At 66.4% G+C, this 22,263-nt stretch carries 22 protein-coding genes and 1 tRNA gene; 15 read left to right on the forward strand and 8 right to left on the reverse strand.

The window, feature by feature from the left end; translation table 11 throughout:
* Positions 1-769 (reverse strand): outer membrane protein (locus B3T77_RS00285; RefSeq protein ID WP_292075936.1); only part of this gene is annotated, 769 nt, incomplete at its 3' end.
* A gap of 154 nt (positions 770-923) precedes the next feature.
* On the opposite strand from B3T77_RS00285, the gene B3T77_RS00290 reads away from it, so the two are divergent.
* Together B3T77_RS00290 and B3T77_RS00295 are read left to right on the forward strand one after the other, a co-directional pair.
* Positions 924-1,832 carry an SDR family NAD(P)-dependent oxidoreductase gene (locus B3T77_RS00290; RefSeq protein WP_292075939.1) on the forward strand — a complete coding sequence of 303 codons (909 nt, stop codon included), beginning with the start codon at positions 924-926 and terminating at the stop codon, positions 1,830-1,832.
* Between the two features lie 143 nt (positions 1,833-1,975).
* Entirely contained in the window at positions 1,976-3,178 is a 1,203-nt protein-coding gene (locus tag B3T77_RS00295) for an acetyl-CoA C-acyltransferase (RefSeq protein WP_292075942.1), read from the forward strand.
* 160 nt (positions 3,179-3,338) lie between these two features.
* On the opposite strand, the gene B3T77_RS00300 is transcribed toward B3T77_RS00295, so the two are convergent.
* Genes B3T77_RS00300 through B3T77_RS00310 form a run of 3 tightly spaced genes read right to left on the reverse strand, consistent with a single transcriptional unit; the run spans position 3,339 to position 5,067 of the window.
* Positions 3,339-3,902, reverse strand: coding sequence for a demethoxyubiquinone hydroxylase family protein (locus B3T77_RS00300; RefSeq protein WP_292075943.1), 564 nt, complete (start codon positions 3,900-3,902; stop codon positions 3,339-3,341).
* Between the two features lie 4 nt (positions 3,903-3,906).
* Positions 3,907-4,452 carry a disulfide bond formation protein B gene (locus B3T77_RS00305; RefSeq protein WP_039246047.1) on the reverse strand — a complete coding sequence of 182 codons (546 nt, stop codon included), beginning with the start codon at positions 4,450-4,452 and terminating at the stop codon, positions 3,907-3,909.
* A 39-nt stretch (positions 4,453-4,491) separates the two neighbouring features.
* On the reverse strand, positions 4,492-5,067 hold the full coding sequence (locus B3T77_RS00310) for a YqaA family protein (RefSeq protein WP_292075948.1): 576 nt from the start codon (positions 5,065-5,067) through the stop codon (positions 4,492-4,494).
* Positions 5,068-5,154: 87 nt separating this feature from the next.
* On the opposite strand from B3T77_RS00310, the gene B3T77_RS00315 reads away from it, so the two are divergent.
* From B3T77_RS00315 to B3T77_RS00360, 10 genes are all read left to right on the forward strand, one after another.
* Entirely contained in the window at positions 5,155-5,799 is a 645-nt protein-coding gene (locus tag B3T77_RS00315) for an exopolysaccharide biosynthesis protein (protein ID WP_112863463.1), read from the forward strand.
* Positions 5,800-5,933: 134 nt separating this feature from the next.
* Entirely contained in the window at positions 5,934-7,043 is a 1,110-nt protein-coding gene (locus B3T77_RS00320; protein ID WP_292075953.1) for a DUF5694 domain-containing protein, read from the forward strand.
* 143 nt (positions 7,044-7,186) lie between these two features.
* Entirely contained in the window at positions 7,187-8,299 is a 1,113-nt protein-coding gene (hppD, locus tag B3T77_RS00325) for a 4-hydroxyphenylpyruvate dioxygenase (RefSeq protein ID WP_292075955.1), read from the forward strand.
* Positions 8,300-8,485, forward strand: coding sequence for a hypothetical protein (locus tag B3T77_RS00330; protein ID WP_045810597.1), 186 nt, complete (start codon positions 8,300-8,302; stop codon positions 8,483-8,485).
* Positions 8,486-8,622: 137 nt separating this feature from the next.
* Entirely contained in the window at positions 8,623-9,657 is a 1,035-nt protein-coding gene (locus tag B3T77_RS00335) for a hypothetical protein (RefSeq protein ID WP_292075960.1), read from the forward strand.
* A gap of 311 nt (positions 9,658-9,968) precedes the next feature.
* Positions 9,969-11,024, forward strand: a complete 1,056-nt coding sequence (locus B3T77_RS00340) for an isoaspartyl peptidase/L-asparaginase family protein (RefSeq protein ID WP_292075962.1) — start codon at positions 9,969-9,971, stop codon at positions 11,022-11,024.
* A 56-nt stretch (positions 11,025-11,080) separates the two neighbouring features.
* Positions 11,081-11,347: a hypothetical protein gene (locus B3T77_RS00345; protein WP_017506239.1), complete on the forward strand. Its 267-nt coding sequence runs from the start codon at positions 11,081-11,083 to the stop codon at positions 11,345-11,347.
* Positions 11,348-11,390: 43 nt separating this feature from the next.
* Positions 11,391-12,410, forward strand: coding sequence for a fumarylacetoacetate hydrolase family protein (locus B3T77_RS00350; RefSeq protein WP_292075966.1), 1,020 nt, complete (start codon positions 11,391-11,393; stop codon positions 12,408-12,410).
* 63 nt (positions 12,411-12,473) lie between these two features.
* The gene (locus B3T77_RS00355; RefSeq protein ID WP_292075968.1) at positions 12,474-13,010 is read left to right on the forward strand and encodes a CcdC protein domain-containing protein; all 537 of its coding nucleotides are present in this window, start codon (positions 12,474-12,476) and stop codon (positions 13,008-13,010) included.
* Positions 13,011-13,064: 54 nt separating this feature from the next.
* Positions 13,065-13,149: transfer RNA gene (locus tag B3T77_RS00360), tRNA-Leu, on the forward strand.
* A 12-nt stretch (positions 13,150-13,161) separates the two neighbouring features.
* Here B3T77_RS00360 and B3T77_RS00365 read toward each other — a convergent pair.
* Together B3T77_RS00365 and B3T77_RS00370 are read right to left on the reverse strand one after the other, a co-directional pair.
* Positions 13,162-14,013: an alpha/beta hydrolase gene (locus B3T77_RS00365; RefSeq protein ID WP_292075970.1), complete on the reverse strand. Its 852-nt coding sequence runs from the start codon at positions 14,011-14,013 to the stop codon at positions 13,162-13,164.
* 58 nt (positions 14,014-14,071) lie between these two features.
* Positions 14,072-16,117: an AsmA family protein gene (locus B3T77_RS00370; RefSeq protein ID WP_292075972.1), complete on the reverse strand. Its 2,046-nt coding sequence runs from the start codon at positions 16,115-16,117 to the stop codon at positions 14,072-14,074.
* 167 nt (positions 16,118-16,284) lie between these two features.
* Between B3T77_RS00370 and B3T77_RS00375 the strand changes: the two genes are divergently transcribed.
* Positions 16,285-16,590 (forward strand): hypothetical protein, encoded by a 306-nt coding sequence (locus B3T77_RS00375; protein ID WP_091750549.1) that lies wholly within the window; start codon positions 16,285-16,287, stop codon positions 16,588-16,590.
* Between the two features lie 76 nt (positions 16,591-16,666).
* Here the strand turns inward: B3T77_RS00375 and B3T77_RS00380 are convergent, their stop codons facing one another.
* Both B3T77_RS00380 and B3T77_RS00385 read right to left on the reverse strand, forming a co-directional pair.
* A complete protein-coding gene (locus B3T77_RS00380) occupies positions 16,667-18,778 on the reverse strand; it encodes an alpha/beta hydrolase family protein (RefSeq protein ID WP_292075978.1) in 2,112 nt (703 codons plus the stop codon).
* Between the two features lie 69 nt (positions 18,779-18,847).
* On the reverse strand, positions 18,848-20,935 hold the full coding sequence (locus B3T77_RS00385; protein WP_292075980.1) for an alpha/beta hydrolase family protein: 2,088 nt from the start codon (positions 20,933-20,935) through the stop codon (positions 18,848-18,850).
* A 115-nt stretch (positions 20,936-21,050) separates the two neighbouring features.
* Here B3T77_RS00385 and B3T77_RS00390 point away from each other — a divergent pair, with 115 nt between their 5' ends.
* Together B3T77_RS00390 and tsaE are read left to right on the forward strand one after the other, a co-directional pair.
* Positions 21,051-21,905, forward strand: coding sequence for a GNAT family N-acetyltransferase (locus tag B3T77_RS00390; RefSeq protein ID WP_292075982.1), 855 nt, complete (start codon positions 21,051-21,053; stop codon positions 21,903-21,905).
* Positions 21,902-22,263: tRNA (adenosine(37)-N6)-threonylcarbamoyltransferase complex ATPase subunit type 1 TsaE (gene tsaE, locus B3T77_RS00395; protein WP_292075984.1), on the forward strand; the 362-nt coding region annotated here is incomplete at its 3' end. The genes B3T77_RS00390 and tsaE, both read left to right, overlap by 4 nt.

Here is a 22,263-nt window from a genome sequence, read left to right on the forward strand (position 1 = left end):
GCGGCGGAGGCGGCGGGGGCGGCGGGGGCGGCGGCGCGTCTTCCGCACCGAAGCTGTAGCGCAGACCCAGGGTCACGGTGTGCGACTGGTCGTAGTCGCCGTCCCATTCGCCGAACTGCGTGGCGCCCACGCCCGTGCCGGCCGTCGTCGAGGCGAAGTTGGCGTCGCCCGTCAGGTAGCGGTAGGTCAGGTCGATGTTGGCGCGGTCGCCGATGGCCCAGGCCAGACCGGCGATCGCCTGAGCGGCGAACTTGGTCGAGGTGTCGTCGGCGGCGAAGGTGGCCAGCCGGTTGGCGCGCAGGGCGCCGATCGTGTTGGTGTCGACGCGGTTCACACCGGCGCCGAGGCCGACGAACGGACGAACGCCCCAGTATTCGAAGCCGAAGTCATAGATGACGTTGGCCATCAGGGTGGCGGATTCGATGTCGCCTTCGGGCGAGAAGCAGCCGCCCGTCGCCGGGGTCAGGTTGCACAGGCCTTGCGTGCCGGTGACGGCGCGAACGCGACCAATGTCGCCCGAGCGGTAGCCGCCTTCCAGTTCAACGCGCCAGTTCGGGTTGAAGCGGTAGCCGAGGCGAGCGAAAGCCGCCCAGCCGTCGTTCACTTCCCAGTTCCAGTTGGCGCCGGTCGTGGACGATTCAGCGTTGATATCGTCGATCATGTGGTAGCCGGCGTCGATGGCGCCGTACCAACCATTGGGTTCCGCCGATGCGGCGCCGGCTGCGAACAGTCCGGCGGCGGCAACGGAGGCGAGAAGTTTGAGCTTCATAGCTTCCTCACTGTGTGAATGCGCGAAGCTGCGCAATAGCACAGCATTCACCCGACCGAACGGCGTGGCTGGCGCACGGTTCCGCGCTTGAGCTACGATTGTGTCGACTGTGGCGCCGTTTCAACACATTGGGCGCCGGCGAAAGGAAACGATTATGGCGGTGCGGTTTGACGGACAGGTGGCGATCGTGACGGGCGCCGGAGGCGGCTTGGGGCGAGAACACGCGCTCGCTCTGGCGGCGCGCGGAGCCAAGATGGTGGTCAATGACTTGGGCGGGGCCCGCGACGGCTCGGGCGGATCCGCCAGCGCGGCCGAGGCGATCGTGGCCGAAATCGAGGCGGCCGGCGGCGAGGCCATCGCCAATGCGGCCTCGGTGACGGACTATGCCGCAGTCCAGGCCATGGTCGATCAGGCCATGGCGAAATGGGGCCGGATCGACATCCTGGTGAACAACGCCGGCGTGCTACGCGACAAGACCTTCGCAAAGATGGAGATCGAGGACTTCCGCTTCGTCGTCGACGTCCACCTGATGGGGGCGGTCAACTGCACCAAGGCGGTGTGGGAGATCATGCGGGGGCAGAACTACGGCCGGATCGTGATGACGACTTCGTCCTCGGGTCTGTACGGCAACTTCGGCCAATCGAACTATGGCGCGGCCAAGATGGCGCTGGTCGGTCTGATGCAGACCTTGTCGATCGAGGGGGCCAAGAACGACATCCGCGTCAACTGCCTGGCGCCCACCGCCCACACCCGCATGACCGAGGATCTGGGCGCCGCCCTGCCGCTGGAGGCGCTGGCCCCGGCCCTGGTCACGCCGGGCCTGCTTTACCTGGTCAGCCAGGATGCGCCGAGCCGCGCCATCCTGGCCGCCGGCGCCGGCGGGTTCGAGCGCGCCTATGTCACTCTGACGCAAGGCGACTTCGTCACCGGGGACGACGCCCCCGAACAGGTCGCCGCCCGCTTCGACGCCATTTCGGACCGCGCCGGCGAGATCGTCCCAGAGATGGGCGCCGCCCAAGGCATGATCGAACTGACCAAGGCCCAGAAGGCCCACGGCGGCTGAACAACAAGGCGCCTTGCGTTGACGCGACGTGAGGCGCCTAACTTCGCTTCAGAGGAAACCGGCCTCAAGCAGCGCGAAGCACGGTAGGCCAAACAAGAATGGGCTCAAGTAGCCCAAAGGGCGATAGCCCAGGAGGAAAGCTCATGCGCGAAGCCGTCATCGTCTCCACTGCCCGTACGCCCATCGGACGCGCCTATCGCGGCGCCTTCAACGACACCCAGGCGCAAAGCCTCGGCGCCCATGCGGTCAAGCACGCGGTCCAGCGCGCCGGGGTCGATCCGGCTGAAATCGAGGACGTGGTCATGGGCGCGGCCCTGCAGCAGGGTTCGACCGGCACCAACGTCGCGCGCCAGATTGCGCTCGCCGCCGGCCTGCCCTCCTCCGTTCCCGGCATGAGCCTGGACCGTCAGTGCGCCTCGGGCCTGATGGGCATCGCCACGGCGGCGAAACAGGTCGTCTTCGATCAGCAGAAGATGGCGGTCGGCGGCGGGCTGGAAAGCATCTCCCTGGTGCAGAACCAGAATATGAACCTGTACCGGATGAAGGACGAGGCGCTGCTGAAGCTGTCGCCCCACATCTATATGTCGATGCTGGAGACGGCCGAGGTGGTGTCGCGCCGCTATGGCGTCAGCCGCGACCGCCAGGACGAATATGCGCTGAAATCCCAGCAGCGCACCGCCGCCGCCCAGGACGCCGGTCGGTTCGACGCCGAGATCGTGCCCATGACCACCACCATGCTGGCCATGGACAAGGCCACCGGCCAGACCTCACCGAAAGAGATTACCCTGTCCAAGGACGAGGGCAACCGTCCCGATACGACGCTGGAAGGCCTGAAGGCCTTGAAGCCCGTGTTCGGCGGCGGCGAGGAAATCCAGACGGGCGAGTTCATCACCGCCGGCAACGCCTCGCAACTGTCCGACGGCGCCTCAGCCTGCGTCGTCATGGAGGCCGGCGAGGCGGTGAAGCGCAACCTGCAACCGCTCGGCGCCTATCGCGGCATGGCGGTCGCCGGCTGCGAGCCGGACGAAATGGGCATCGGCCCGGTCTATGCCGTGCCCAAACTTCTGAAGCGCCACGGCCTGACGGTGGACGACATCGGGATCTGGGAGCTGAACGAGGCCTTCGCCGCTCAGGTTCTGTATTGCCAAGACACGCTGGGCATTCCCGACGACCGCCTGAACGTCTCGGGCGGCGCCATCTCGATCGGCCACCCCTACGGCATGTCCGGCGCCCGCATGACCGGCCACGTCCTGATCGAAGGCAAGCGTCGCGGCGCCAAATACGGCGTCGTCACCATGTGCATCGGCGGCGGCATGGGCGCGGCCGGGCTGTTCGAAATCTATTGACGTTCCAGTCCCCTCCCTGTCGCGCAGCGATGGGGAGGTGGTGCGGCGCTCCTTTAGCGCCGCGATGGAGCAGTTCTGCGACGCCTACCGGAGACGGTGGGACTTCAAGGCCCCTCCACCGCTTCGCGGCCCCCTCCCCGCTCCGCAGGGAGGAGACGATTTAGACCCGCTCGCTGATCTTGATCGCCGCCTTGCAGCCGAACTTGATCACGCCGGACAGAAGCCGATAGGCGGGCGCTTCGCGGCTGCCTTGTTCTATGGCGTGGTCGTGGTGGGCCAGTTCCTCGTCACGGAACTGTTTCAGCTCGGCGGCCAGGGCCGGGTCGCGATCGCCGATCTCGGCGATCTGGTCGGCATAGTGTTTCTCGATCACGCTTTCGACCGCCTCGGTGCAGGCGTGCGCCACCTTTTCACCCATCAGGGCCGTGCCGGCGCCCAGGGCCGAGGCGGCGATGCGCCACAGGGGCGTCATGACCGTGGGCCGCACTCGCCGCTCGTTCAGCAGCCGCTCGAAGCGCGCCAGATGCACCGCCTCCTGCTCCTGCATCTCAGACAGGTCATGGGCGATGCCGTCACGCCCCTTGCGCCCTTCGAACACCGCCTTCTGGGCGCGATAGATCAGGACGGCCGCATATTCCCCGGCGTGATCGACGCGCAGGATCTCGTCCATCCGCGCCTTGTCGGCGCCTTGGCCAGGACGAGGGAGAGGAATGGAATGGCTCATCGCATCAGGCCTTTTCGATCCGGGGCGCGCGGGCGTCCTTGGGACGTTTCGCCGCCAACAGGCTGAACACCGCAAGCGCCGAGGCGATGATCGCGTTCCATCCCGCCATCGACAGACCCAGCCAGCTCCAGGCCACATCGCCGCAGCCGATCACCTTTGTCACCGGCCCCGTGCCCATGGCCAAGGCCGTCAGACTGTCCATATCGACCGAGCCGCCGACGGACGAACAGGTCGCAGGCAGCGCCCACCATTTGTATTCGCCGCCCATGTGGAAGATGGCCGTGATGGCGCCTGTGGCGAACACGGCCGCCAGCAGGAAGGCGGCGATGCGCGGCGTGCCCCGGCGTCCGCCGCTGAACAGGGTCCAACCCGTGGCCAGCACAGCGACGACGACGGCGCCCCAATAGACCTCGCGCTGCTTCAGACACAGGTTGCAGGGCGCCAGGCCGCCGAACCGTTCGAACGCATGGGCCGCGCCCAGCATGGCCAGCGACGCGGCCAGGGCGAAGGCGGTCCACCAACGGGTCAGAAGGCGATAGACATCGATCATCTTGAAACGGTCTTACCCCGCCCCTGCGGCCGCGTCGACTTACAGAAGCTTCAGGACGACGATCAGCCCGACCAGCGCGACCAGGCCGATCACGCTCCACATCGCCAGCCGCTTTTCCACCTGCGCCAGCATGGCCGGCCCCCAGCGCTTCAGGATCCACGCCTCCAGGAAGAACCGTCCGCCCCGCGTCACGACCGACGCGGCGATGAAGACCGGAAAGCTGAACGCCGCCAAGCCCGAGGCGATGGTCACCAGCTTGTAGGGGATGGGCGTCAGCCCCTTGATCAGAATGACCCACAGACCCCACTGCTCGAACCAGGCGCGGAACTGCTCCAGCCCGTCCGAATGGCCCAGCACCCGCATGATCGCCAGGCCCAGATCGGTCAGGAAATAGCCGATCGCATATCCGAGAATCCCGCCCAGCACCGACGCAACGGTGCAGACGGCGGCGTAGACATACGCCTTTTGCGGCCGCGCCAGGATCATGGGCGCCAACATCACGTCGGGCGGGATCGGAAAGAATGAACTCTCGGCGAAGGAGACGACCGCCAGGGCCTTGGTCGCATGGCGGCTGCGCGCCAAGTCGAAGACGCGGTCATAGAGTTTGCGCAGCATGGCGATCCTTAAGGCGGTACGGCGCGTTAGCACCCCTGCGGCGTTGCGTCATCCTCGGCCGTCACGTCCACCTGCTAGAGCGCCTGAATGACGACCCCCGCCTCTTCCCCGTCCACGGTCCAGCAGGACGACGTCAGCCATAACGTCACCCGGCTGCTGCGGCGGCTGGCCGACGACGGCGGCGACGCCGGGCTGACCCTGCACGAAATCCGCGACCGGCTGGACGAGCGCGCCTATGGCCTTCTGATCCTGCTGCTCTCCATCCCCTGCCTGGTGCCGGGCCTTTACGGCGTGCCGCAGGTGGTCGGGCTGATCGTCATCCTGCTGGCGGGCCAGATGCTTGTCGGGCGCGAGGAGCCGTGGCTGCCGCGCTGGTTTCTGAACCTGCGGTGCAAGGGATCGTGGCTGAAGGCCATGGCCGACTTCGCCGAAACCAAATTGGGCTGGATCGACCGGTTGTCGCGCCCCCGCCTGCGCCGCTTCGCCGACGGACCGGGCGAGAAGCTGGCCGCCGTCTTCATGATCCTGGCGACCGTGACCATCGTCATGCCCCTGACCAACACCATCCCGTCCATCGCCCTGGCCCTGCTGTCGGTCGGCCTGATCCAGCGCGACGGCCTGTTCGTCCTCGCGGGCTGCGCCGTCACCACCGTGTGGCTGACCATCCTGGGCGCGCTCGGGACCGGCCTTCTGATGGGCGCCGAATGGGCGACCCGCTGGCTGCCGGGCTGACGCCGACATCGGTTCTAGCGCTGCAAGCGTAGCCTTAGATGTCCAAGAATTAACGGGCGCCCGGGCGGTGATCCGTGGAAGGTGGCGTGACCGACCGACGGTCGATCCTTCTCAAATTTCTTTCACGGCGTGTCATGGCCTTGCCTCTTCGTTCCTCCCGCATCCTGTTCGTCGCCGTCGGCGCGCTGCTGGCCGTCGCCCTGCCCGCAGCCGCGCAGGACTACCGCCAGCCTTTCCATCCCGATCAACTGAAGGGACCGCCAGCCGGCGCGCTGAACGAGGTTCTGGTCTTGGGCACGCCGCACCTGTCGAACATGGGCGACGGCTTCAAGGTCGAAAGCCTGTCGCCGCTGCTGGATCGGTTGGCGGCGTGGAAGCCGACCGCCATCGCGACGGAGGACCTGTCCGGCCTGCAATGCGACAGTCTGCGTCGCTATCCGTCGCGGTATGCCGAGACGGTCGAAACCTATTGCTGGGATCCCGCTCCCGCAGCCCTGGCGACCGGCCTGGACGTGTCGGCCGCCCATGCCGAGGCCGAGCGGCTACTGGCCGAGTGGCCCGATCAGCCCACGGCGGCCCAGCGGCGTCATCTGGCGGCGGTCTTCCTGGCGGCTGGCGAGCGGGGATCGGCCTTGGTCCAGTGGCTTCGCCTGCCCGCCCAGGACCGCATCGCCGGGGACGGCCTGAACGACGCCTTGGTCGGCGTGCTGAACCAGATCGAGGAACAGGCCAACGAGACATTCCTGATCTCCGCCCCCCTGGCCGCGCGCCTGGGACTGGAACGGCTGTGGAGCGTCGACGACCACTCCGCCGATTCGCCCGACCCCGCCAACCTCGTGGAAAAGAAGGCATCACAGGACGCCGTCATGGCCGCCTGGGACAATCCCGCCAGCACGGCCCGTCGGGCGCAAGACGAACGGCTGAGCGCCGCCCTGGATCAGCCGGACGGCCTTCTCCAGATGTATCGCGCCTACAATGCACCGACCGTCCCGGCCATGGCCTATCAGTCCGATTTCGGCGCAAATCTGGTCGAGCCGTCGCCGCAGGCCTTCGGCCGGCGCTACCTTGGCTATTGGGAGACGCGCAATCTGCGAATGGTCGCCAATATGCGCGATGTCCTGGGCCTCTATCCGGGCACTCGGATGCTGACCATCGTCGGCGCCTCGCACAAGGGCTACTACGAGGCCTATCTGGACCAGATGCACGACGTCCGGCTGGTCGATCCCGAGCCCGTTCTGCGCTGAGCGCATAAAGACGACAGACGGGGCTTGCGGGGTCGTCCGTCATCACGACCCCGTGGCTTCGTCTTGGCTCCGTCGTCTTCTGTGACTAGGTTCCGCGCCAATCGGCGGCCAGACCGCCCTCAAGATCACGCGGGAGACGCGCCATGAACGACATGACCCAGGCCCAAGATCAGGCCACGGCGGAACAGATCGACCTCGAAAACCCCCTCGGCGTCGACGGTTTCGAGTTCGTCGAATTCACCGGCCCCGAGCCCGAGGCGATGATTTCGCGCCTGGAGCTGATGGGCTTCACCCAGACGCACGTGAACCCCAAGACCGACGTGGTGCGCCTGAAGCAGGGCGATATCAGCTTCCTGGTGCAACGCTCGCCCAAGGGTCAGGCCGCCGACTTCGCCAAGGATCACGGCCCGTCCGCCAACGGCATGGCTTTCCGCACCACCGACGCCAAGGCCGCCTATGAGGGCGCGCTGGCTCGCGGCGCCGTCGCCGCGACGGACGCCGCCGGCGGGGCTTTGGGCGACGACTATCCCTACATCCTGCAAGGCATCGGCGGATCGCTGCTGTATGTCATCGATCAGTACGGCGACTCCGGCTCGCTCTATGACGCGTGGGACGAGATCGAGGGCTGGGAAGAGGCCGAGCGCAAGAACTCGATGGGCCTGGAGATCCTGGACCACCTGACCCACAACGTTCGTCGCGGCCAGATGCGCACTTGGTCGGGCTTCTACAACTCGATCTTCAACTTCGAAGAGCAGAAGTATTTCGACATCAAGGGCAAGGCGACGGGCCTGTTCTCCCAGGCCATGATCGCGCCCGACCGCGCCATCCGCATCCCGCTGAACGAAAGCCAGGACGAAAACTCCCAGATCGAGGAGTTCATCCGTCGCTACAACGGCGAAGGCATCCAGCACATCGCCCTGACGACCGAGAACATCTTCGAGACGGTCGAGGCGATGAAGGAACGCGGCGTCGCCTTCCAGGACACCATCGAGACCTATTTCGAACTGATCGACAAACGCCTGCCCAACCATGGCGAGGACGTGGAGCGGATGCGCAAGAACCGCATCCTGATCGACGGTTCGGACGAGGAAGGCCTGCTGCTGCAGATCTTCACCCAGGACACCTTCGGCCCGATCTTCTTCGAGATCATCCAGCGCAAGGGCAACGAAGGCTTCGGCAACGGCAACTTCCAGGCCCTGTTCGACTCCATCGAGCTGGACCAGATCCGTCGCGGCGTCATCAAGGTCGACGCCTGAATGACGATGCGGCCGCCGACCTGGCTGCCCTGGCTCGGCCCGGTCCTCGCGGCCGGCGCCGGTGCTTTGGCCGGCGAATACTGGCTGGGCGGCGGCTTCTGGATGGTCCTGATCGCCGCCCTCCTCTGCGGCTTCGCGCCCATCGTCGGCTATCAGGTGTGGAAGCGGCTGCACCATAGGGGGTGAGGGCGGCCGATTGGCTTTTGCCAGATGCCCGATTTTTAGGAAGTTGAATCTGCACATGATGTCGCTTGACTGACACGAAGCGAACGAGGCTGAAATTGGGTCAGGACGCCGCTCTATTCTCGCGCTAAGGTCGCACAATGCGCACCTTTGCCGTTCTGCTTGCGATCTGTTTCAGCGCCAGCCCAGCAATAGTTCAAATTGGCTCATCGGCTCCGAACGATCCCGTGCTCGGCGCTCGGCTTGTCGAGGGTGTCGCCACGGCGGATCAGCTCTGGCTTAGAAACGAAGCCGGAGCGGTGGTCGTTTTCGATCGGGCCGACGCCAACCGGCGCATTATTGTCGAAGAAGGCGCTGCGGATTTGCTGCGCGACGCTGGGCGAACCCTTGTTCTTCAGTCAGATGGCGGAACTCCAAGACGTTTTTCTGTCCAAGAACCAGAAACAGGCCGATCCTTAACACCGCCGCTCCAGGCCGACGCTCTCGGTTTTCTGCGTGAAGGCTTAGACTGGATCGTCATTACGAAAGACGCCCTCTACCGCAGCGATGGCGGTGAGTGGCGCCGCCAGCCGTTCGAAGGCTTCGGGCGCCACTTCGGCGTCATGACTTTGGCCTCTACGCCTGACGGGTCGATATATATTGGTTTCAATCAAGGCGAATGGGGCGGCGGACTTTGGCGGATTGCTCCAGGCTCCTTAAGGTTGGTTGAAATCCGCAAGGTCGATGATGATCCCTGTCACGGTCCACTTGCGTCTGAATGTGATCCGGTCACAGGTTTGGCGCCAGACGTTGATCATGCCGGATGTCTACTGGCCTCGATTGGTCTATCCCACATGCTGTCACACGGCCGCGTCATGCGTGTCTGCGGCGATGAAGCAACCTTAGTCTTCAGCCGAGAACTGGATGCTCTTCCTGGATCGATCGAAGCATTCTCACACAGCACATGGCCCCTATTTGGTCTCGCGGCGACCCCGCGCGGCTGGGTTGCTGTCACACAAGATAAGCTGTTTGTTTCGGATGGCGGCGAGGTGAAAATCCTGGAGATGCCCGATGTCGATTCGCTCGCTGGCATTCAAACTGTGCAGTTTGAAAACATTTTAGTTGTTCCAACAGACATCAATTGGGGCATGTCTCTGAGCGGCTACACGCCTATGCTTATTGCCGTCACTGACTAAACGCGCTTAATAATCCCCGTGTCCGTTTGGCTACAGAATGGTTTGGGTGGCGAAAACAAAGTTAGGACAACGACTTCGAACTCAGCGGTTTTTTTGCTGTGATCATTCTGATGTCGGCCTTCTCCTGATTCGCGGCTACATCTCAGGCCGTAGACGCGTCTTGCTAGCCATCAGCTATCTAACATTTAGACCTTCCGAGCTTATTAGACCAATTGAGCTGACATGCCCGAAGGCGGCGTTACACTGCGACCGACCGGCGTCATTGGGGAGAGTGCACCGATTGCACTCGTTTTTCGGCCCGGAGGAGGTTCATGATGCGTATCGCTTGTTCGGGACTAATTGCACTCTTTGCACTGTGTTTTTCCTCGGCGTACGCCGAGGACGCCGCGCCGCAATGGTCGCTGGCGATCCACGGCGGGGCGGGCGTGATCGAGCGGTCCAGCCTGACGCCCGAGCAGGACGCGGCCTATCGCGCGGCGCTGCAAGGCGCGCTGGACGCCGGTTCGGCCGTGCTGAACAGCGGCGGCGCCGCGCTGGATGCGGTCCAGGCCGCCGTTCAGGTCATGGAGGACGATCCCCTGTTCAACGCCGGGCGCGGGGCGGTCTTCACGGCGGCCGGCCGTAACGAGCTGGACGCCGCCATCATGAACGGATCGGACCTGACCGCCGGGTCGGTCGCCGGCCTGACCACCACGCGTCATCCCGTCGCCGCCGCCCGCGCAGTGATGGAGCGGTCGCCCCACGTCATGCTGATCGGCCCCGGCGCCGACGCCTTCGCCGCCTCGGTCGGGCTGGAGCAGGTCGATCCGGCCTTCTTCTTCACCGAGCGCCGCTGGCAGGGACTGGTTAAAGCCCTGACCGAGGCCGGACAGCCGATTCCCGAACGCCCCGTCGGCGCGTCTCTACCAGGCGCCCAGGCCCAAATCGCCCCGCCCCTGAACGAGAAGAAGTTCGGCACGGTCGGCGCCGTGGCGCTGGACAGCCAGGGTCATCTCGCCGCCGCCACCTCGACCGGCGGCATGACCGCCAAACGCTGGGGCCGGGTTGGGGACGTGCCGATCATCGGCGCCGGAACCTACGCCTCAAACACCGACGGCTGCGCGGTGTCCGCCACCGGCGACGGCGAATATTTCATCCGCGCCACCGTCGCCCGCGACATCTGCGCGCGGATTGCAGGAGGGGCGGCGACGCAGGCCGCCGGTCAGGCGGAGATCGCCGACGCCGATCGTCTGGGCGGCAAGGGCGGCGTCATCGTCATGGGACTGGATGGCCGCCCCGCCTTCGCCATGTCCACCTCGGGCATGTATCGCGGCGCGGTCTCCTCGACCGACCCCGCCCGCGTCGCCATCTACGCCGACGAACCCTGAGCGCCCGTTCAGACCAATTAGACGAATTAGACTCTCTTTTTCCCAGCCCGAGACCCATGCCTGCATCCGATGACGAACTGACAGTGATGGCCAACGAGGAGCTGGACGCCGCCTGCGCCATGCCCTTCGTCGAGGTCAGGAAGATCACGCCGTGGGGCGACAGCTACGAAGGCTTCGCCCCGTCCGGACGCACGGTCGAGGTCGAGCGTCGCTACCTATGGGCCGTCGAGCCTGAGGGCGGCGTCATCGTCGAGGTCGAGGTCCGCGACCGCGCCGCCCGCACCGGCGCCGAGGCCCGCGCCCTGCTGACGGCCGCCGACTGATTCCGCCGTTCCCAACATCGCAAATACGGTCTAGGCCTTGGTCATGAAACTCGCCTCGCTCAAGCACGGCCGCGACGGCCGCCTCGTTGTCGTCTCTCAGGACCTGAACTGGTTCACCGACGCCTTCCTGATCGCCCCGACGCTGCAGGCGGCGCTGGATGACTGGGATCGCTGCGGTCCTCGCCTCGAGGCCTTGGCCGAAAGCCTGGAGCATGAGGCCGTGCCACGCGGCCGTTTCCATGAGCGCGACGCCGCGTCGCCCCTGCCCCGCGCCTATCAGTGGGCGGACGGCTCGGCCTATGTGAACCACGTCGAACTGGTGCGGAAGGCGCGCGGCGCCGACATGCCCGAGAGCTTCTGGACCGACCCGCTGATGTATCAGGGCGGCTCCGACAGCTTTCTGTCGCCGCGCGATCCGATTCCGCTGGCCGACGAGGCCTGGGGCTGCGACCTGGAGGCGGAGATCGTGGTGGTCGTCGGCGACGTGCCGCAGGGCGCAACGCGCGAACAGGCGCTGGCCGCCATCCGCCTGGTCGGCCTGGTCAATGACGTGAGCTTGCGCAACCTGATCCCCGCCGAACTGGCCAAGGGCTTCGGCTTCGTCCAGTCCAAGCCCGCCAGCGCCCTGTCGCCCGTCCTGGTCACGCCCGACGCGCTGGGCGACCGATGGAAGGACGGTAAGCTGCACGGCGCTCTTTCGGTGCAGTTGAATGGCGAGGACTTCGGCAAGGCCGACGCCGGCGTCGACATGACCTTCGACTTTGGCGCCCTGATCGCCCACCTGGCCAAGACCCGGTCGCTTGGCGCCGGCACCATCATCGGTTCGGGCACGGTGTCGAACAAGGACGCCGACGGCGGCCCCGGCAAGCCGGTCTCGGAGGGCGGCCTGGGCTATTCCTGCATCGCCGAGGTCCGCACGGTCGAGACGATCCTGCGCGGCGCGGCCGAGACGCCCTTCCTGAAACACGGCGACACGGTGCGCATCGAGATGCTGGACGACCGTCATCATTCGATCTTCGGCGCCATCGAACAGACGGTCGCGCCGCTATCCAGCGCGGATTGACGCCGCTAGGGTGCTGACAGCGGCCTCGGGGGAGGCCGCATCCTGTCTTTGGGGAGAGACGACGTGCCGCCTGAAAAACTGATCCCGCTGCTCATGATCCCGATCATGCTGGTGGTGGTGCTGCTGAAGAACCGCAGGAAGCGCGTGCTGAAGCCGCAGCTGCTTTGGGTCATGCCGGCCATCGTCCTGCCGCTGATCGGCTTGGGCCTGTGGGGCACAGCCCAGAACCCGAACATGGCCCATGCGCCGTTCGGTCCCGGCGCCTGGGCGGTGCTGGCCATCGGCGGGATCTTGGGCGGCGTCGCCGGCTGGTATCGCGGCAAGACCGTCACCATCGAAAAAGAGCCGGACGGTTCCCTGATGGCCCAGGCCTCGCCGCTGGGTCTGATCCTGCTGGTCGTGCTGTTCGCCGGCCGGTCGCTGCTGCGCGACCTGATCGAAAGCCATGCCGCCGCCTGGCACCTGAACGCCCTGGCCGTCACCGACGCCTTCCTGGTCTTCGCCATGGGCCTGATCGTCATGCAGCGCGTCGAAATGTACATCCGCGCCCGCCGCATCCAGTCCGGCGGCACGGACAGCCATGTGGAAGTCGCGGCCTGACGCTTCGGGCTGGACGCGGCCTTCGCCTCTGTGGCATGAGGCGGTCCTTCCGCTGCGGGCGTGGTGGAATTGGTAGACGCGCTGGACTCAAAATCCAGTTCCGAAAGGAGTGCCGGTTCGACCCCGGCCGCCCGCACCACTCTTCATTGGTTCAGCCCAGCTGACGGTGGAAGAAGTCCGTCACATCGGCCAGCACCGTCGCCTTCTTGCGGAACAGGGGCGAGAAGGTTGCGATCAGGTCGGCGTGGTCCAGGCCGGGATAAAGCTTGGCTTGCGACCGACCGCCCGCCGCGCGCATCCGCTCATCTAGAATGACAGTGTCCTCGTCGTGGACCACTGTGTCGGCCGTGCCGTGGCCCAGCCAGATCGGCGGGGCGTCACGACGCACGAAGGTCACGGGCTGGGTCAGGGTCGGGTCGGGCGCACGACCGAAGGCGTTCTGCGACGCCGCCACGTCCAACGGCAGGAAGTCGTAAGGGCCCGCGAGACCTGCGGCCGCCTTGATCAGATCGGGCCGGCCGACGGCGGCCATATAGCGTCGGTCCAGGGCGATCATCATCGCCAGATGCGCGCCCGCCGAATGGCCCAGCACGCCAAGCCGCGCGGGATCGCCGCCGTACTGACCGACCACCTCTGCCGCCTTGGCCGTGGCGGCGGCCGCGTCCTCGATGAAGGCCGGGAAGACGACCTGAGGCACGACGCGGTAGTCCGGCAGGGCGACCACGAATCCGCGCGCCGCCAAGGCTTGCGCCGCCCAGCCATACTGGCCGCGCGAGCCTGAATCCCAGCCGCCGCCATAGAAGAAGACCAGCGTCGGATAGGGGCCAGGCGCGGTCGGCGCATAGAGATCCATCTGCTGGCGCGGATCGTCGCCATAGGGAATGTCGCGCGCGACGCGTCGCACGCCGCCGTCCCTCGGTCCCAGGGTGTTCAGCAGGCTCAGAGGCGAGCAGGCGGCGGCGAGAAGCCCAAGGGCAGGCGCGAACAGTCCACGGCGTGTCATGCAAAAGGCTCCATCACCCACAATACGCTCGGATCGCCTGATCGGTCGTCATCAACGCTCAGCGGGCGTTGGCGATCAGCCGGCCGCAGTCGGCGTCTTCGGCCAGCCCAGGATCGACGAAGGCGAACAGGGCCGTCACCGGCGCCACGACCGCGCCCAGCAGGCCCGCGAGACCGCCCTGCGACACCACCGAACCGACATCGACCCCAACCTTGGGCGCGGTCAGGGGGCCGGACACGGTGATCGGCGCCCAAAGGCGCAACAGCCGCGGCTTCTTGGATTCGCCTTCGATCCGCAGGCTCATCGTCTCGGCGCCCAGATTGATGCTGCCCTTGCCCTGGGCCAGCACCACATCGGTGTCGATGACGAAGGTGCGGGCGGTCGCCGTGCCGCCGCTTACGTTGAAGTCGGCGACGGCGCAGCGGATCTGGCTTTCGGACTGATCTCCGCTCAACAGCTTCAGCAGCCCCGCGCTGGCGTTGATGCCCAGCAGTTCGGCGAAGGCGGCCCGCATCTTGCCGTTCGGCACCACCAGGCTGAGAGAGCCTTTCGACGCGGCGGCGAAATCGTGGATCGAGGCGCCTGGCCCCTCCAGCTTCGCCCGGCCCAGCGCCCTGCCGGTGACGGGCGCCGAGCCGTTGCGGGCCGGGATGATGGATTCCAGCGGATAGCCGGCCAGACGCAGATCGACCGTGCTGTAGGGGGTGTCCTTCGTCGCATCGATCCGCGCCGTGCCGTTCAGCGCGCCCCGGTTGAAGTCGAAGCTGATCGGGTCCAGCTTCAGGATCCCGTCCTTCAGATCAGCGCCCAGGTTCACCTGACGCACGTCAAAGGCGTTCGCCTTCACCGATCCGGCCCGATAGGACAGGGTGCCGTCCATGGTCTGCAGCCGTTCGGTCTGCAGCTTGGCGTCCGGCAGCAGCTTGCCGCCGACCACGACCGGCGCCTCGGTGTCGGTGCCCGCCGCATTGGTCCGGGTCCGCGCGCCCAAGACGGCGGCCAGGTCGTCGATGTCCAGACGACGCGAGGTCAGGTCGGCGTCGACGCGTAGACGCTGGCCCGACTGGACCTTGACCTTGCCCGACAGATCGGACGCGCCGACACGTCCGTCGAAATCCTTGAAGGTCCAGATCCGCCGATCGCGGTTCAGCGCGCCCGACAGCCGGTAGGGCGGCGTATTGGGCAGGGCGACGCCGGTCAGCAGATAGAGGTCCGACATGTTGCGTCCCTGGATCGTCATGGTCGCATCGAACCGCCCCAGATCGAAAGGTCGAGTGATCGCCCCCTTGGCGACCAGGGACGAGTCCGCGCCGGTCACATCGGCCTCGAACCGATAGGGACGGTCGCGCCGGATGTTGATGAAGGGACCGCCCTCGATCCTGACGGTCATAGGTGCGCCGCGCACATCGCCGCGCCCGTCCAGCACGAAACCGGCCTGGCCGCTGGACGCCTCACGCGCATTGACCGCCGCCTCAAGCGTCAGTCCGCGCCGCTGTTCCTCGAAGGTCAGCTGCCCGTCCTTGATGACCAGTTGCTGGATGACCGGCAGGTTCAGCCCTTCGCCATTGTCAGGTTTGTTGGGATTCAACTGCCAGCTCTTGCGGCCGTCCTTGGTGGAGATCAGCACGACTCGGGGCCGGGTGAAGCTCAGCAGGGGCATCTCAACCTGACCGGCCAGCAGCTTTCGAAGGCGCACCGAGGCCTGGACCTCATCGACGTCGGCCGTGTCGCGATCGCGCGCCCAATCGGGGCCGCCGATCTTAAGCCCCCGCACCACGGCGGACGGAGTCCAGCTGAAGAGATTGACGTCCAGGTCGCCGGTCAGTGCGATTTCGCGATCGTATTTGACCGAGGCCCAGCGGCCGATGGGCCCGCGCAGCATGTTCCAATCGAACAGGGCCAGGAAAAGAACGATGGCCGCCACGACGACCAGCACCACGCCCGCCGCCCATTTTTCCGCCGCCCCCGGTCGTCGAGCCGCCGCATAGACGGGATCGTTGTCGCGCACCCAGTCGCGCCAGGCGCGCAAACGCGCCCCGGCCAGAGCCCACGCCCGCTGGTTCAGGTCGGCCCGAAAAGTGCGCCAATTCCGTGGGTTCGACAATCGCTCGTCTCCGTCAGCCAGAGGAAACGCGCCAGCCCCGGTTTGGCGCCGCGGGGTCAGCTTGTCGTCGATTTGACGCGAAGTTGTCGCATAACCTTTACAGACTCCAGGATCGGCGCATAATTCGTCAGAGTCCTGATCTTAATTCAGGCCGTGGAGGACTGCCGATGACCCGTTTCCTGACCCCCGCCCTGATCGCTGCAGCTTTGGCGGCCGCAACGACGCCGGCGCTGGCGCAAAGTCTGCGCCCCGCCGAGCGCGCGGCCGTGCTGCAAACCGTCAAGGTTTGCGGAACCGACGTGGCCTCACGCACGGCCTATCAACGCGACCATGGCGCGACGCCGAGCTTCGTCACCGCCCAGCAAGCGGTCGCCGCCTATCAGTCGGGCCAGCGCTGGGCCGCGCCGCGCTGCATGACGGCGCATCAATATGACCGCCTGGCCGGCGCGCCGATCCAGCGCGCCGCGCTCTGATCCCGACCAAACGCGCATGAAGAAGGGGCGCGGTCGTCGGACCGCGCCCCTTTTTTGTCGTCTGGGCGGACGCCTCTTACTGCGTCGGCGTCAGATATTTGTTCAGCCAGCCGAACACTTCATTGTGCCATTGCAGGCTGTTGGCCGGCTTCAGCACCCAGTGGTTCTCGTTGGGGAAGACGATCAGGCGGCTGTCGATGCCGCGCCGTTGCAGGGCGGTGAAGGTCGATAGGCCCTGGGCGGTCGGGATACGGAAGTCGCGGTCGCCCTGAACCACCAGCATCGGCGTCTTCCAGTTGTCGACGTGGTTGGCCGGGTTGAACTTCTGATAGCCCTCCGGCTTGTCCCAGGGCGTGCCGCCGTATTCCCATTCGGTGAACCACAACTCTTCGGTCGAATAGCCCATGCCGAAGGTGTCGAAGACTCCGTCGTGATTGACCAGGCACTTGAATTCGTTCGACCAGTTGCCGGCGATCCAGTTGATCATATAGCCGCCATAGGAGGCGCCCAGCGCACAGGCGTTGTCGCCGTCCAGGAAGCTGTACTTCTGTTGAGCCGCCGCCCAGCCCTTCTGCAGGTCTTCCAGCGGGCGGTCGCCCCAGTGCTGGCTGATCGCGTCGGTGAAGGCCTGGCCGTAGCCGGTCGAGCCGTGGAAATCGATCATCACCACCGCATAGCCCGCCCCCGCATAGGTCTCGGGGTTCCAGCGATAGGACCAGCCGTCCCCGAACGAACCTTGCGGCCCGCCGTGGATGAGGAAGGCGACCGGATATTTGCGGCCCTCCACGTATCCAGCCGGCTTAATGACATAGCCGTGGACTGTCTCGTTGTTCCAGCCGGCGAAGCTGAACTGCTCATACTCCCCGAACTGTTTGGCGGCGAAGGCGGGGTTGGACTGCGTCAGACGACGCGGCATTTCGCGACCCAGATAGGTTTTGAAATACAGGTCGCCCGGCTCGCGCAGGCTGTCTTGGGCGAAGACGAAGCCCGACGGCGTCTGTTGGAAGGCCGAGACGTGGCCCGCGCCCGTGATCGGCGTCACCACGCCGTTGCGCGTATCCACCGAAAACAGCTTGGTCGAGCCGACGTCGCCCGCCGTGGTGTACAGCGTCTGCCCATCGCGCGACCATTGCAGCGTGTCGGCCGAGCGATCCCAGTTCGAGGCGATCTCGCGCTTCTGGCCCGTTTCGACGTCCATCAGCACGATCTGATAGCGGTCGGCTTCAAAACCCGGCCGCGCCATGGCGCGATAGGCCAGGGTCCGTCCGTCCGGCGAGAAGACCGGGCCGGTGTCCCAGGCGTCGTTGCCGTCGGTCAGATTGGTGAAGGTGCCGTCGCCCGACAGGCCGTTGGTCTTCCACAGGTCGAAGTTGGTGCTCCACGGCTCGGTCTGACCGGCCAGACGCGCGGAGAAGACCACGGCGTCGCCCGCGGGCGTGAAGACGAACTCGCTTTCGTCGCCGAAGGGTTTGGAGGGCGTGTCGCCGTCAAAGCCCTTGGTGATCCAGACCGGCGTGCCCGTGGCCTTGCCGTCACGGCCGATCGACTGGACGAACAGGTGGTTCTGGGTGTGGTCGTTCCAGGTGTCCCAGTGACGCACGAACATGCGGTCATAGACCTGGCCCGTCGTCTTCTGCTCGGCGATGGCCTTGCCCTGCTGGACCGAGGCGTTCAGGTCGGCCGCATTGGGATAGACGGCCAGCGACACCGCCACCTTGTCGCCCGACGGGCTGATCCGATAAGCGTTCACGTCGGTGGGCAGGTTCGTCACCTGAACCGGCGCCGACGTCGGCGAGGCCACGCGCCAGACCTGGCTCGCGCCCGACTTGCCCGACAGGAAGTACAGATTGCCGTCCCCGCCCCAGCGCGCGGTGTTGGCGCCCTGATCCGAGATGGCCAGGCGGCGCGGGGCCGTGTCCGGCGCGTTCAGGTCCAGGATCCACAGGCTGCCGGCGCGGCTGTTGGCCTGAACATCGGTGGTCGTGACCGAATAGACGACATAGCGGCCGTCCGGCGACACCTGCGGATCGCCCAGCCGGTTGGCCGAGATCATGTCCTGATAGGTGAAGGCGTCCGGCGTCGCGGGCGCGGACGGAACCGGCGCGGGCGGCACCTGGGCCAGGGCAGGCGCGGCGCTCATCAGCGCAACAGCCGCGCAGGCGGCGGACAGAAGGGAACGGTGACGCATCAAGATCTTCCTCGCGAAGCTTTCTGGCCGCGAGGCGTAGCACCCTGCCAAGGCGCGTCAATGGGTCGCTCAGCCCGCCGGCGCCGTATAGCGACCGACCCAATCCAGGATTTCCTGCTGCCAGTCGACCCAGGTCCGGGGTTTCAGCACCCAGTGGTTCTCGTCCGGCACATGGACGAAGCGGCTGGGCACGCCCTGACGCTGAAGCGCCGAGAAGGTCGCCAGCCCCTGCTCCATCGGCACGCGGAAGTCCTTGGAGCCATGCAGCACCAGCATCGGCTTGTTCCAGTCGCCGGCATAGGTTTCAGGGTTGAAGGCGTCATAGACGGCCTTGCGCTCCCAGCTCGGACCGCCGAACTCCCAGATGAAGTTGCCGATATCCATGGCGTTCATCAGCTGCGGCACGTCGAACACCCCGGCGTGGTTGACCAGGCAGCGCCACGGCCCATTCCACTTTCCGGCGATCATATTGACCATATAGCCGCCGTAGGAGGCGCCCAGCGCACAGGCCCGGTCGCCGTCGATCCACGGATTGCTCGACAGCGCCGCCGCCCAGCCCTTCTGCAGATCCTCCAGCGGCCGGTCGCCCCAGTGATCGTTGATCGCGTCGGTGAAGGCCTGGCCATAGCCAGGCGAGCCGTGGAAGTTGATCATCACCACCGCATAGCCCGCCGCCGTATAAACCTGCGGATTCCAGCGGTAGGACCAGTTCTCGGTCCAGGGCGATTTCGGCCCGCCGTGGATCAGATAAACCGCAGGATAGCGCCGCCCCTCGACCGCGCCCGCCGGTTTGAATACCCAACCCTGCACCGGCTCATTGTTCCAGCCGGCGAAGGTGAAGGCCTCGCCCTTGGGCAGGTCCAGCTGCGCCAGCACCTCGGCGTTCTGGCGGCTGATCTGGCGGGGTTCGGCGTTGGTGTGAATGAAGATCTGGGTCGGGGCGACGAAGCTCTCGTGGGCGTAGGCCAGGACGCCCGCCACCTCTTCATAGGATCCGACCGTGCCGATCCCGGTCAGGGGCGTGATCCGGCCGTTGCGGGCATCGACCGAGAACAGCCGGTTCTGGCCCTCGTCCGCCGCTGAGACCAGCAGCGACCGGCCGTCGGTGCGCCATTGCAGGCCGCCCGCGCCCCGATCCCAGTCGGTCAGCTTCCTCGCGCCGGAGCCGTCGGCGTCAGCCACCCAGACCGCCGCCTGATCCCCGCCGACGTTCTCTCGCGGCGCCGACAGCCAGGCCAGTTGGCGACCGTTCGGAGAGAAGACCGGATTGCCGTCCGATCCCTTGTTGCCTTCCGTCAGATTGACCGGCGTCCCGCCATCTAGCGCCACGCGGAAGACGTCGCTGTTGCTGGTGAAGGCTTCGCCCACGCCTTGCGTCTGCGTGCCGTAAACAAGGGTCCGGCCGTCCGGCGAAATGTCGAAGCTGGAATCGCCGGCCGAGACATCGGCGTCCAGACCCACCATCAGATCGCGCGGTTCGCCGCCACTCAAACCCGACCCGTTCAGCGGCTGGACGAACAGATGGGTGCGGCGCGTATCGACCCAATGGTCGAAGTCGCGCAGCGGCAGTCGGTCATAGGCCTGGAGCGGCGACTTGCCCCGGGCATCCAGCCGTGTCTTGGTGCAGGCCAGGGTGTCGCAATCCACGAAGACCGAGACGGCCAGGACCAGCGACGTGCCGTCCGGCGCGATGCGGAAGCCCGACACGTCGAAAGGCAGGGTCGTCACCTGGGCCGCCGCCATCCCGGCCGCATCCGTGCGCCAGACCTGGTTCGATCCGCCCCGCGACGACAGGAAATAGATCGCACCGCCGTCCGGCGCCCAGCGCGCACCCGAGACGCCGCCTTCCGAGATCGCCAACTTGCGCGGCTCGCCACCCGACACGTCCGCCAGCCACAGGCCGTTGACGCCTTTGTTGCCTTCCCAGTCGGTGGTGCGCACGGCGTAGAGGATATGGCGGCCGTCCGGCGAGACGCGCGGCTCGCTGACCCGCTCCATCATCGCCAGATCCTTCAGCGACAGGCCGCGCGGCTGAGCTTGGGGCTGGGCTGCCGGCGACTCTGCAGCGGTAGGCGCCGTCTGCTGGGCGAAGCTCGGCGCAGCGGCCAGGATCAGGCTTCCAAAGGCGACCGCCGCCATCCAGCGTGAACGCGTCATGTCTTCATTCCCCACAGCTTTTCGACAGTGATAGGGGCCGCCCGTCCGATCGCCAAGCGTCTAGGACGCCGCGCATCTTGCCCCCTCCGACCGAACCGGCGACAAGCGATCTTTCATGACCGCCGCCACCCTTCCCGCCCGCCGTCAGCCCCACATCGTCGATGTGCTGATCGCCGAACGCGCGCCGCGCCTGACCGCCTCGCCGCTCTGGCCGGTCGTGCGGCCGGCGCTCTACGGCGTGCTGGGCTATGGTGCGGCGGTGCGAATGGCCGACGCCATCCGCGACCTGTCGGGGACCGAGACCTTCGATTACGTCTCGGACCTGCTGAGGCTGAAGGTGACGACGACGAACCTGGAGCGCCTGCCGGCGAGCGGCCGCTGCGTCGTCGTCTGCAACCACCCCACCGGCATCGCCGACGGGGTCGCGGTGTTCGACGCGATCAAGCAACGGCGCAGCGACATGATCTTCTTCGCCAACGCCGACGCCATCCGCGTCTCGCCGCGATTGGACGAGACCATCATCCCCGTCGAATGGGTCCACGACAAACGCACCCGCGAGAAGACCCGCGGCACGCTGAACGCCGCCAAGGAGGCGTTCGAGGCCGAACGCTGCGTCGTCATGTTCCCCGCCGGCCGTCTGGCGCGCGAGAAAAACCGCGTCCTGACCGATCCCGAATGGGCGCCGACCGCCGCCACGATGGCGCGCAAATACGGTGCACCGGTCGTGCCCATGCACGTCACCGGCCCCTACAGCCGGCTGTTTCACCTGTTCGACAAGGTCTCGCAGGAGCTGCGCGACGTGACCCTGTTCCACGAATTGCTGAACAAGGAAGGCAAGCCGTTCGGCGTCGATGTCGGCCTGCCCATTCCCGCCGACCGGCTGGACGTGGACGCGGCCAAGGCCACCGAGGCGTTGAAGACCTTCACCGAGCGCACCCTGGCCGCCGATCCTGATGCGGTGTTTCCATGAAGATCGCCCTGCCCGACGCCGAGGCCACCACCGCCCTGGGCCAGGCCATCGCCCCCCTGCTGGCGGCGGGCGACAGTCTGCTGCTCTACGGTCCGCTGGGCATGGGCAAGTCGACCCTGGCGCGCGGCCTGATCCGCGCCCTGACCACGCCGGACGAGGACGTGCCCAGCCCGACCTTCACCCTGGTCCAGTTCTACGAAAGCGACCCGCCAGTCGCGCATTTCGACCTCTATCGCCTGACCCGACCGGAAGAGGCGTTCGAGATCGGCCTGGACGAGGCTCTGGACGAGGGGTGCGCCGTCATCGAATGGCCCGAGCGTCTTGGCGACGATCCCGGCCGGTTCCTGGGGCCGGATCA

It is taken from the genome of Brevundimonas sp. UBA7838 (genome assembly GCF_002500885.1).
In the GTDB taxonomy this organism is placed as follows: Bacteria; Pseudomonadota; Alphaproteobacteria; order Caulobacterales; family Caulobacteraceae; genus Brevundimonas; species Brevundimonas vesicularis_C.

Excerpts from the sequence above, each read along its gene's own strand:
- B3T77_RS00290 (WP_292075939.1), top strand. The coding sequence starts at position 924 with ATGGCGGTGCGGTTTGACGGACAGGTGGCGATCGTGACGGGCGCCGGA.
- B3T77_RS00295 (WP_292075942.1), top strand. The coding sequence starts at position 1,976 with ATGCGCGAAGCCGTCATCGTCTCCACTGCCCGTACGCCCATCGGACGC.
- B3T77_RS00300 (WP_292075943.1), bottom strand. The coding sequence starts at position 3,902 with ATGAGCCATTCCATTCCTCTCCCTCGTCCTGGCCAAGGCGCCGACAAG.
- B3T77_RS00305 (WP_039246047.1), bottom strand. The coding sequence starts at position 4,452 with ATGATCGATGTCTATCGCCTTCTGACCCGTTGGTGGACCGCCTTCGCC.
- B3T77_RS00310 (WP_292075948.1), bottom strand. The coding sequence starts at position 5,067 with ATGCTGCGCAAACTCTATGACCGCGTCTTCGACTTGGCGCGCAGCCGC.
- B3T77_RS00315 (WP_112863463.1), top strand. The coding sequence starts at position 5,155 with ATGACGACCCCCGCCTCTTCCCCGTCCACGGTCCAGCAGGACGACGTC.
- B3T77_RS00320 (WP_292075953.1), top strand. The coding sequence starts at position 5,934 with ATGGCCTTGCCTCTTCGTTCCTCCCGCATCCTGTTCGTCGCCGTCGGC.
- hppD (WP_292075955.1), top strand. The coding sequence starts at position 7,187 with ATGAACGACATGACCCAGGCCCAAGATCAGGCCACGGCGGAACAGATC.
- B3T77_RS00330 (WP_045810597.1), top strand. The coding sequence starts at position 8,300 with ATGACGATGCGGCCGCCGACCTGGCTGCCCTGGCTCGGCCCGGTCCTC.
- B3T77_RS00335 (WP_292075960.1), top strand. The coding sequence starts at position 8,623 with ATGCGCACCTTTGCCGTTCTGCTTGCGATCTGTTTCAGCGCCAGCCCA.
- B3T77_RS00340 (WP_292075962.1), top strand. The coding sequence starts at position 9,969 with ATGATGCGTATCGCTTGTTCGGGACTAATTGCACTCTTTGCACTGTGT.
- B3T77_RS00345 (WP_017506239.1), top strand. The coding sequence starts at position 11,081 with ATGCCTGCATCCGATGACGAACTGACAGTGATGGCCAACGAGGAGCTG.
- B3T77_RS00350 (WP_292075966.1), top strand. The coding sequence starts at position 11,391 with ATGAAACTCGCCTCGCTCAAGCACGGCCGCGACGGCCGCCTCGTTGTC.
- B3T77_RS00365 (WP_292075970.1), bottom strand. The coding sequence starts at position 14,013 with ATGACACGCCGTGGACTGTTCGCGCCTGCCCTTGGGCTTCTCGCCGCC.
- B3T77_RS00375 (WP_091750549.1), top strand. The coding sequence starts at position 16,285 with ATGACCCGTTTCCTGACCCCCGCCCTGATCGCTGCAGCTTTGGCGGCC.
- B3T77_RS00380 (WP_292075978.1), bottom strand. The coding sequence starts at position 18,778 with ATGCGTCACCGTTCCCTTCTGTCCGCCGCCTGCGCGGCTGTTGCGCTG.
- B3T77_RS00385 (WP_292075980.1), bottom strand. The coding sequence starts at position 20,935 with ATGACGCGTTCACGCTGGATGGCGGCGGTCGCCTTTGGAAGCCTGATC.
- B3T77_RS00390 (WP_292075982.1), top strand. The coding sequence starts at position 21,051 with ATGACCGCCGCCACCCTTCCCGCCCGCCGTCAGCCCCACATCGTCGAT.